Annotated in this window: 8 protein-coding genes; 3 read left to right on the top strand and 5 right to left on the bottom strand. The window is 62.0% G+C overall.

Annotated features, from left to right (window positions below):
- Positions 1–221: 221 nt before the first annotated feature.
- The 4 genes from Q0U08_RS13130 to Q0U08_RS13145 form a co-directional block, all read right to left on the bottom strand.
- On the bottom strand, positions 222–3,125 hold the full coding sequence (locus Q0U08_RS13130) for a TonB-dependent receptor (RefSeq protein ID WP_298091843.1): 2,904 nt from the start codon (positions 3,123–3,125) through the stop codon (positions 222–224).
- A 473-nt stretch (positions 3,126–3,598) separates the two neighbouring features.
- Positions 3,599–4,645, bottom strand: a complete 1,047-nt coding sequence (locus Q0U08_RS13135) for a sensor histidine kinase (protein WP_298091844.1) — start codon at positions 4,643–4,645, stop codon at positions 3,599–3,601.
- Positions 4,646–4,814: 169 nt separating this feature from the next.
- Positions 4,815–5,372 (bottom strand): ankyrin repeat domain-containing protein, encoded by a 558-nt coding sequence (locus Q0U08_RS13140; RefSeq protein ID WP_298091849.1) that lies wholly within the window; start codon positions 5,370–5,372, stop codon positions 4,815–4,817.
- Between the two features lie 61 nt (positions 5,373–5,433).
- Positions 5,434–7,131 carry a catalase gene (locus tag Q0U08_RS13145; RefSeq protein WP_298091845.1) on the bottom strand — a complete coding sequence of 566 codons (1,698 nt, stop codon included), beginning with the start codon at positions 7,129–7,131 and terminating at the stop codon, positions 5,434–5,436.
- 276 nt (positions 7,132–7,407) lie between these two features.
- Between Q0U08_RS13145 and Q0U08_RS13150 the strand changes: the two genes are divergently transcribed.
- Complete coding sequence (locus tag Q0U08_RS13150) at positions 7,408–7,470, top strand: hypothetical protein (protein WP_298091850.1); 63 nt, start codon at positions 7,408–7,410, stop codon at positions 7,468–7,470.
- A 1-nt stretch (position 7,471) separates the two neighbouring features.
- Positions 7,472–7,900, top strand: a complete 429-nt coding sequence (locus tag Q0U08_RS13155) for a DDE-type integrase/transposase/recombinase (RefSeq protein ID WP_298091846.1) — start codon at positions 7,472–7,474, stop codon at positions 7,898–7,900.
- A gap of 61 nt (positions 7,901–7,961) precedes the next feature.
- Here Q0U08_RS13155 and Q0U08_RS13160 read toward each other — a convergent pair whose 3' ends face one another.
- Positions 7,962–9,107 carry a cell wall metabolism sensor histidine kinase WalK gene (locus tag Q0U08_RS13160; protein ID WP_298091847.1) on the bottom strand — a complete coding sequence of 382 codons (1,146 nt, stop codon included), beginning with the start codon at positions 9,105–9,107 and terminating at the stop codon, positions 7,962–7,964.
- A 264-nt stretch (positions 9,108–9,371) separates the two neighbouring features.
- Here Q0U08_RS13160 and Q0U08_RS13165 point away from each other — a divergent pair.
- A partial coding sequence (locus Q0U08_RS13165) for a GMC family oxidoreductase N-terminal domain-containing protein (RefSeq protein WP_298091848.1) occupies positions 9,372–10,153 on the top strand: 782 nt, incomplete at its 3' end.

The following is a 10,153-nucleotide window of genomic DNA, read 5'->3' on the forward strand; positions in this document are numbered from 1 at the left end:
GACCACATCATTGCACAGCTACGCTGGCGCAGGGGCCGTCCAACCCATCACGTCAGAACCCGCCGTTCTGATCGACTTGGAATGATCTGAACAACAGTGACGGCCAGCTTGGCAACGATGCGGTACTGCGATGTTTGCGAGGCGGCCGACAAGGCCGCGATGCACGTCACCAGGCTGACCTGAGTCCGCCGGTTCAACTCAGAACCGGCGGATGATGACCGTTAGAACCCATAGCTCAGACGCGCATAGCCGAAGCGGCCGGGCACGTCGTAGGTAGTGGGATCATAGTTGTTGAGGCTGCACGAGAAGCAGGCTGGCGGATCGGTGTCGAATACGTTGTTGACGCCCAGCGTGAAGCCTAGCCGTTCACCCAGCCAGGAGGGCCGGAACGTCAACTGTACATCGCCGTAGAAGCGGCTGGACAGACGATTGCCGCCTTGGTTTTCCACGACATTGTCGATGTATCGGCCGGTAAATGCGGCTGCAACCGCACCGATGTCCCAATCGAGCGTCGCCTGGCCTTTGAAGTGTGGATAGGCTTGATCCGGGCTCCCTCGCTCCGTGCCTGTGTAGTTCGTCGTGGTCGATCCGCTGGTCGCTGGTACGGTTTCCTCATACTTCAGCAGATAATTGCCGCTGACCGAAAGACCGAAAGTGCCGGCGCTGGTCTGGCGCGTGCGCAAGGTGAGGGTTGCGTCGACGCCGCGAGTACGGATTCCGCCCGTGTTCAGAAGAATGCCGTTGATTGCGGAGATGAAGCCGTTGGGTGTGCGCTGCACCGCCGCGCATGATAGCGCGTCGCCTGTCTGCGCGCAGCGGTCGAGGAGCACCTCTGCGGGGATCGAGGCAATCGCGCCGTTCACCTTGATGTCGTAGTAGTTCACCTCAAGGCTCAGCGCGCTGGCAAAGCCGCTGCGAGCCCAGGCGGGACTGTAGACGCCACCGAAAAGCCAGGTTCGTGCGGTTTCAGGCGCAAGGTCGCGATTGCCGCCGGTTTGCACGCTGATCTGCCCGCCCTGCGGCTCGACATAGCTGCCATTGGCTGGCACGCCGTTCGCAATACAGTTTGTTCGCACCGTGGCGTTGCTTTGGAACAAACCGCCTGCCGCGCTGGTGCAGGGATCATCCAGCGTCTGGTCGAACCGGGATTGCGCACCGAACAACTCGCCGATCGACGCGGCGCGGTAGCTTTCGGCATATTGCCCACGCAGCAACAGGTCGCTCGTGGGCTTCCAAAGGGCCCCGCCGGTCAAAGTGGTGTTGCCGCCATAGGTGGAAAAGTTGGCATGGCGTACCGCACCGTTCAGTTCCACGAGTTGCAAAAAGGAAACGTCGCGGATCAGCGGTAGGCGAATTTCACCATACACCTCGTCGACGTTGAACGCGCCGCGCGCAGCCTGTGCGGGGATGTCCGCGCCGAGTCCTGCCTGAATGATCGGATCCGGCGTGAAGCTGCCCTGCTGGTAGCGGTGTTCATAACCGGCGGCGATCCCGACTGGCCCGCCGGGCAGGTCAAACAGTTCGCCCGACACGTTCAACGTATAATCGCGCAGCTTCTGCTGACTGCGCGAACGTTCATCAAATGCGATGAAGGCGAGCATTTCCGGGGTTATCGACCCTTGGCCGCCGAAAATGTTGAAGGGCACGCAGCCGCTCGTGCATTGTGCGACCGGTCCCAGCGCCTGTGCAAGCCTCGCGGCGTTGATGTTGCCGGTGAAAAGCTGGCGTGCGTCATTGAAGCCGAGCACCGCATTGGCGTCATAATACCAGGTGCGGCCGAAGAGCTGGAACTTGCCATCGATGGTGCCGGTCACGCTCATCGTGTCGACGGTTTGGCTGTACGTGCGCTGGCCTGCCTCGACCAGGCGGCGACCAATTAGCGAATAGGTTGCGGGCTGGCCATTCGTCCCGGAATTGAGGGTGATGCCAAACGGATTGAACGGGTTGGTCGCATCGACCGAGATCGTGTCGAGCAGGTTCCCGTTGCCTGCATCCGGGCCGATGTTGAGCGGCAGGAAGGCCGCCTGGTTCTGCGAATTGCGGTGTGCCCAGTTGGCCTTCAGCCGCAGATTGAACGCGTCGGAAAACTCGGCGCGCGCGTTGACGAATCCGCCATAGCGCTCGTTCGGTGTCAGAAAATAGTTGAATGGTGCGAAGTTGAAGCGGTCCGCATTGGTAAAGGCACGGAAGTCGCCCCCAACCAGCGTAGGATCATAGATACCGCGTCCGTTGAGTGGCGCATTGCGCACCGTGATCACCCCGCCGGCGGGCAAGGAGGGATTGCCTGGATTGAAGAGGATGCGTCCGTTGACGGCGGCACCCGAGCATCCGCCGATCGGATCGCTACAGCTCGTCTGACCTGGGTTGGGAAATTGTGAAATCGAGCGGTCGCTGGCGCGAACCGGGTTCTGCTTGGTGTAGAAAGCACCGGCGTCGATGTGTGCGCGGTCGCTGCCACCTCCCCAGCTCAACTGGTAATTCTGCGTCTCGCCATCACCTTCGCCAAGATATTGACCGTATTGCGCGGAAGCTCGAAATCCGCGCTGGTTTGAACGGGTGATGATATTGACGACCCCGCCGATCGCATCCGATCCGTAGAGTGCTGAGGCGGCGGATTGCAGCACTTCGACGCGCTGGATCATGACATCGGGAATGGAGTTGAGGTCGACAGTGCCAGGTATACCGCTGGCGCTGGCTCCATTTACATAACGCAGGCCATCAACGAGAACGAGCGTACGCTTCGAACCCAAATAGCGCAGATCGATTGCGGCTGAACCGGCACCCACGCCTCCGCCATCAGGTGGATTGCCGAAATTGCCGGAGTTGTTGAACTTGGAGTTCAAGCCGCCAGACGAGGCTGGAATGCGCTGCAGCACGTCCGCGATTGAAGACAGGCCGGTCTTGGCGATCGCGGCCTCGTCTACGGTAACGACTGGGGAGGGGTTATCCAGTGGATCGCGCCGGATGCGCGAACCGGTGACAATAATGTCTTCCCCGCTCTGCGCCGCAGCTTCCTGCGGAGACTGCTCCGGCGCGGCCTGCGCTTCGGCGATTGCGGGCAGGAAGAGGATGGAGGCGGCCAGCGCTAGACGCCCGGCGTGAGCCGACAAGGAAGATCGTTTCATCTTTTCCCCCGATGTTGCCGGCGCATTGTGCCGCGCCTGTCATCGAAGGTTGCAAGAACTTATGCCGATTTAGCAATATGATATTAAGAATGGGAATGTCGCACGCCGCCATATTGTGCATAATGTGGCATTCCAGGCACATATGTTGCGGTTTTCGCGGATGCGGTGCGACGGCGTTCATAGTCTGCCAAGGTCAGTATATGGGTTTTGGTAGGTCATTGGTCACGAGCAAGTTGCAGTTTTAAACGCGCTCTCAGCAATTGCGGGGAGCTGTGCGTACCGAACTTTAGAAAATTGATGCGGACAATGCCGTACTCGTGGATCAAGTCTCCATAAGTAAAATAGCGGCAGAACTAGTGCGTGACATTATACCTGCGGGCGTCTGCTTGTGAACATGGCTCAGATCGCCGTGCTTTTCATTGCATGAGAGCGCACATGTAATTAGAAAATACGATAAATACTGAATTTACAATTTAATCACGCTGCGTCAATTCCGGGCTGACCTTTTGTATGTTGTCAGGCAAAATAAGGCGGAGCGCGGTTCCAGCTGGAAAGCGCTTACTAATGCTGATCTGTGCCCCCATTTGTCTTGCGAGGCTACGCAGGACCTTCAGGCCGAGGCTTTCCGACTGGCTTAAGTCGAAATTCGGCGGTAACCCAGCACCATCGTCAAGGACACAAAGCTCGATCGCCTCACCCTGACGAGCAAGGCTGACGACAATGACGCCAACTTCCTGGTTGGCGAAGCCGTGTTCCATTGCGTTGGCAATGCCTTCCGCCATGATGAGGGCAAGGGGGATCGCTGCGTCGGGAGCAAGAAGGATCCCGGGCTCTGCATGGATCTGGTGGACAATGCCCGGTCTGCTGTCTGCGGCAGAAAGGTCCGCCATCAGGTCGCGTAGGAACACATCGAGAGGCACCTGCTCACCCGCCGTCGAGTATAGCTGCCGCTGAATGCGACCGATAAGCTGAAGCTTGGTCGAGGCATCAGCGAGAGCCAGCTGTGCCGACGGATCGATGACCTGACGTTGCTGCAATGACAACATGGCACCGACCATCTGGATGTTGTTAGACACTCGGTGCTGTAGCTCACTGAAGAGCAGCTCTGTCCGCTCCGCCAGGCAGCGTTGCTCCACCGCCAGGCGTGAAGATCGCTGATTTGCGCGCTGCATGGCGTGGATGAGACCGATATCTACAGCAACGACACCAGCGTAGAAGCTGAGCGCCACGAGCGTGCGTCCTGTGAAGTCGAACGAATAGATCGGTGGTATGAAGAAGTACCAGGCCAGAAATCCACAGATAACAGCCGAAAGCGTTCCAGGCCCCCGTCCAAACAGGAAGGACGTAATAATGACGGCCGGGAAGAATGTCAGGTAGGGAAAGCCTGGGGGAAACGCGTAATCCAATTCCCAACGGATCCACCACGCCAGAGCAGACAGCAGCAGCGCTGTCCCATAGGCCAGCGCTTGGCGCTCCTGAAGCAGCGGCAACTGCTCCAGAACACGACGCTTTATCCTCATTTTGCCCTACGCATCCCTTTGTTGCCACCTACCCCTGCGCGATCAGGCGGGCGGTTGCAATTCCCGACACTCCGTCGCCTTCATCCGACTCGTGATGGGTGGCGTGGATGGAAGAACGTTCGAACCTCCAACTCCATCCTGTTACGCGGAATGGGGTGTCCGTTGCCGCTTATGGAGCAATATGACGTGCCATAGGAGCATTCCCCTGATCGGCTGCAACTGAGCCCGCGGTACGCCCTGCTGCATCCCGTATCCTCCGATCCGCGCCGGCTGCCAGCAGCATGTCGACCTGGCGGGTGCGGTTGAATAGCGATGCCATCATCAGCGCGGTTTGCCCGGCCCTGTTACGGGCGTTGACATCGCACCCGGCTTTCAGAAGGCGCGCGGCGATCGCATCCTCGCCTTTGAAGGCGACGCCCATCTGCGCCGTGTTGCCCTGGTCGCGGTCGGGGCGGCATGCGTCCGCGCCCCGCGCGATCAGTGCATCGACGGTGGGGAGCTGGCCGTTATAGGCCGCCAGGATCAGCGGCGTGAAACCACGATCGTCATAGGCGTTGATGTCCGCCCCCGCCTTTACCAGCGGGTCGATCATGTCGGCGCGGCCCAGCTTGGCGGCCTCGAACAGCAGGTGCTGGCGGCGTTCGGGAGACGGGAGCGCGGCTGGCACTCGCTCGGCAGCCACGGCCTGGTTGAGCGCCGCGGCATACAGCGCGGCTAGAAAGGTGATCATCGTCGTTCCTGATGGTTGGCAGGCGTGGGCGGCCTACGGTCCCGCCCACGCCTTCTGATCAGCGGGCGTTCTGCCCAGGGTTGGCCGCGCGATATTCGGCAACTGCGCGCGTCACGTCGTTGATGGGCACCTGAACCGCGTTTGCGAGGCGCGAGCCGAAATCCTTGTCCGCCTGATAAAAATAGCTGACCATGATCGTCTTGGTCCGGGCAGAGGTCACGACGTTCAGGTCGCCCGCCAAATTCGCGATCAGGTCCGCTTTGTCCTGATCCTTCAGCGCCCGGTAGAAGAGGCCGGCCTGCGCGAAGTTGTTCGTCTTGGCGATAGGCTTGGCGTCCACCATGGCGTCCACCACATAGGGTGCGGCCCTGAAACGCGCATCTGTCGTCTTCGCAGCGGTTGCGGCCGGGAAATAGTTGACGTCCGAACTACGGGTGGCCTGGTCCAGTTGGCCATCCTGATAGTTGTTGACGACGGGAGCGAGCGGCCGGTTCACCGGCAACTGCATGACATTGGCGCCGATGCGGTAGCGTTGCGTATCCGAATAGGAGAATAGTCGCCCCTGGAGCATGCGATCGGGCGATGCCTCGATCCCCGGTACCATGTTGGCAGGCGCAAAGGCGGACTGCTCGGTATATTCGAAGAAGTTCGTCGGCACCTTGTTCAGCGTCATCTCGCCGATCTTGCGGAATGGTACGTCCAGCCACTCCTTGGTGTCGTCGAACGGGTTGTAGTCGAGTTTAGCGAAATCCGACGCCTTCATGGTTTGCACCATCAGGTCCCAGACAGGGTAATTTCCCTTGGCGATCTCACCATACAGGTCGTCGGTCAGGTAGTTCCACGAGGCGGTCGCCACCTGCGGCCCGTTCAGGTTGCGCACGCCTTGGCGGCTGATCCAGCGGAACTTGGCGAAGATTGTCTCACCCTTGGCATTGACCAGCTTGAAGGCGTGGACGCCGTTGCCGTCCATCGTGCGGTACGAGGCGGGCGTGCCGAGGTTGGAATAGACATGCGTCAGCATGTTCGTCGCCTCCGGCGTAGCCGAGAAGAAGTCGAAGAAGCGGTTCGGATCCTGCTTGTTCGTGACTGGCGACGGTTTCAGCGAGTGGATCATGTCCGGGAACTGGATCGCATCGCGAATGAAGAAGATGGGCAGGTTGTTGCCGACCAGGTCCCAATTGCCCTGATCGGTGTAGAACTTGGTCGCGAAGCCGCGCGGATCGCGCATCCCCTCCGGGCTGCCCGAGGGATGGATCACCGTCGAGAAGCGGACAAAGACGGGTGTCTGCTTGCCCGGCACGAACAGCGAAGCGCTGGTGAGATTTGCAATGTCTGCGGTCGCGGTGAACACGCCATGTGCACCGGTGCCGCGCGCGTGCACGACGCGTTCCGGGACGCGCTCACGGTCGAAGCGTGCCAGCTTCTCGATCAGGGTGGTGTCTTCCAGCAGCACGGGGCCGAGGTCACCGACGGCCTTCGAGTTGCGGTTCTCGCCGATCGGCGCCCCGTTGTCGCGGGTCATCTGCGGTGCAGAAGCACTGCCGGCATCGCCTTCGGCATCGACGGTGCCGGTGACGCCGGCCTGGGCAAGCAGGGGCTTGTTGGCGCTGACAGGCGCCGCGGCTGTCGTCATGCGCGTTTCCGCCTGGGTGTCAGCGGGCGCCACCATCTGTGCCCCGGCGGGATGCGCCATGGCGATTGCCGAAACGGCTGCAAGTGCGACCGCCAAGACTTGGCGCTTCGTCGGTCTCGTCATCTAAACCCCTTGTTGTACTGCGCCTTATGACGGCACCTTCCACACGCATCGTGCGGAAGGGCCGCGCCTCTGAACGAGGGAAGGCACGCGGCCAAACGAGCGGTTTTCATGACAGTGATCGAACCGGCCGTCCGTTCGCCCCGAGCCGTACAGCGGCTTTGACCGACATGTTTGAAGGATAGCTCTGAAAACGAGGCGCTTTTCAAGGCGGCAGAGGTGATGGTGAGACGGAGCGGCATGCGGTGTTACCGCCACTGACGCTGGCACCTGGATGACATGTACGTGAAGCTGAACGGCGAGATGGTCTACCTGTGGCGGGCAGTAGACCACGAAGGGTGAGGTGCTGGAGAGCTACGTCACCAGGACCCGTGACAAGGCAGCGGCGCTTGCCTTCATGAAGAAGGCGCTCAAGCGCCACGGCTCGCCTGATGCGATCACCACTGATGGCCTGCGCAGCTACGGCGCTGCCCTGGATGAACTGGGCTGCCACGACCGGCAGGAGGTCGGCCGCTGGGCGAACAACCGGGTGGAGAACAGCCACCTGCCGTTCCGGCAGATGAAGACGCTACACAAGTTCGCCTCGGTCCACGCCAATATCCACAACCGCTTCAATCTGGAGCGTCACCTCACCGACCGGCAAATCTACCGGGAGCGTGCCGCGCAAGCGGTCGGTATTGGCGCGTTGCCACGACGCCCTCAAAGCGCCGATGGACGCGAGGGGCAGAACTTGAGCAACAGACTATCCGATACTGGTGGCACGGCGCCATAAGGAATGGCGGCTGTTAGGCCATTATGAAGGAGCTTCGGCGGGGGGCAGGTCGGCAAAGCGTCTATTCCGCCTGATGCAGCGGCAGCCACAGGGTGAAGATGGCGCCGTTGGTCCCCTTCCGGTTGGTGGCTGTGATCGTGCCGCCATGCGCCTGCGCGATCTTCAACGCGAGGCTCAGCCCCAGTCCGCTGCCTGGCTTGGCGGCGTTCGCCGGCGAGTTCGCGCGCCAGAAGGGCGCGAAGAGCCGGTCATGATCCTCGGCGGCGAAGCCGGGACCGGCGTCCATCACCGCTATCGAGACGTGCGCACCGGACTGTTCAAGGGAAACCAGCACCTGCGAGGCCGGAGGAGCGTGTTTCACGGCGTTGTAGATCAGGTTCGTCAGCGCCTGGCTGATGCGCAAGGGGTCGCAAAACAGCGGCGGTGCAGCCCCCGCTACCGCGATGGTGACGTCCCCCTCTGCCGTCAGCGGCCCGAGATCGGCCGCGGCGAGATGCGCGGTCTCCGTCAGATCGACCATGCGGCGGTCCAGGGTGAGCGCATTCACCTCCGCATGGGCGAGCGTGCGCAGTTCTTCCACAATGCGCGAGAGCCGGTCCACATGGCGCAGCAGCGTGGACGCTTCGGCGTCGCTCATCGCGATCACGCCGTCGATCAGTCCGTGAAGACGGCCGCGCAACACGGTCAGCGGGGTGCGCATCTCGTGCGCGATGCCGGCCGTCAGGATGCTGCGCTCCCGCCCATAGGCATCCAGCGAGGCGGCCATTGCATTGAAGCTGCCGACCAGTTCGGCCACCTCGCCAGCCAGGACCATCGGGGCGATCCGCACATTCTGCTCGCCGGCCGCGACCTTCACCGCAGCATCGGCCACTGCGGTGATCGGGCGGCTGAGCCGACGCGCGAACACGAAGGCGACGGCTCCACCAAGCAGGGTGGAGATGGCGGCCGTGATCGCGATGAAGAACCAGTCTTGCGGGCGGATGTCGGTGTGGCTGTAGCGCACGAACAGCTCCTGGAAGCGCGCGCGAATCACGGGATCGTCCGGCAGCATCGCGCGCAATTCGCTCCAGCCCGCCAGCGGCATTTCCGCCGTCAGATCGTAGATGTCGAGATACGTGATGACGAACGATGCACCGATACCGATCGCCAGCGTCAGGACGGTCATGAATGCTGCGAGCAGCAGCATGCGAAAGGAGAGACGGCTCATCTGCCGGGCTTTAGACCATATCCGACGCCACGCATCGGCGGGATCATGCTGGTTGGTTCCGTAGCGAACAGCTTGCTGCGCCGCTTGGGCGATATGCTGGGTGGCATTATGCCTGTCCATCGCCCCAGGTGCCGCCAACGTTTTGCTGTTGCGCTAGATCCCGCGGTTACCCGCAATTTCCGGGAACACCTCGGCTGCGTGCCTCGGCAGGTTGCCAAGATGGGGTAGGCTGGCAAGGCGGGGATCTGCTGATGGCGGGGGGGTATGGCCCAGGCAAAGGCGTATGACGTCATCGTCGTCGGCAGCGGGGCTGGTGGGGGGACGATCGCACATCGGTTGACGCACGAGGGCCTGAGTGTCCTGTTGATCGAGGAGGGACGCTGGCTGGATGGCGGGTCGCGCAGCCGCTACATCCGCCACGTTCACCCCGACCGGACGCAGCCGATTGCCTGTGTGGGGGGCCAGACCAAATTCTACGGCGCGGCACTGTACCGGCTGCGCGAAGCCGATTTCGAGGCGGTGGCGCATGAGGCGGGCGTCTCGCCAGCCTGGCCGGTCCTGTATGATGATCTGGAGCCCTATTACGATCAGGCCGAGCGGCTGTACCGCGTGCACGGCGCGGCCCAGTCCGATCCGACCGAGCCGCCGCATGCACGCGCCTATCCCTATGCCGCGATCGCGGCGCATCCACGGATCGGTGGACTGGTGGAACAACTGGTGGCGACGGGGCTGCACCCCGCACCCATCCCAAGGGCACTGGACCGGCGGGACGGGGCCGGCGCGTGCCGGATGTGCCCTGCCTGCGATGCGCACCAATGCGGCTTTGATGCGAAGATGGATGCGGAAACCGCCGCGATCCGCCCGGCGCTGGCGACCGGACGGCTGAAGGTCGCTGACGGCACGCACTGCCTGAAAGTGCTGACCGATCCGGCCGGGCGGCGGGCGCGGGGCGTGCGGGTGGAATGCGACGGCGTGGAGGAGGAGATTTCGGCGGGGACGGTGGTGGTTGCCGGCGGGGTGCCGCGTAGCGCGACACTGTTGCGGCG

The organism is uncultured Sphingomonas sp. (assembly GCF_946477935.1).
In the GTDB taxonomy this organism is placed as follows: Bacteria; Pseudomonadota; Alphaproteobacteria; order Sphingomonadales; family Sphingomonadaceae; genus Sphingomonas.

Excerpts from the sequence above, each read along its gene's own strand:
- Q0U08_RS13130 (WP_298091843.1), bottom strand. The coding sequence starts at position 3,125 with ATGAAACGATCTTCCTTGTCGGCTCACGCCGGGCGTCTAGCGCTGGCC.
- Q0U08_RS13135 (WP_298091844.1), bottom strand. The coding sequence starts at position 4,645 with ATGAGGATAAAGCGTCGTGTTCTGGAGCAGTTGCCGCTGCTTCAGGAG.
- Q0U08_RS13145 (WP_298091845.1), bottom strand. The coding sequence starts at position 7,131 with ATGACGAGACCGACGAAGCGCCAAGTCTTGGCGGTCGCACTTGCAGCC.
- Q0U08_RS13160 (WP_298091847.1), bottom strand. The coding sequence starts at position 9,107 with ATGAGCCGTCTCTCCTTTCGCATGCTGCTGCTCGCAGCATTCATGACC.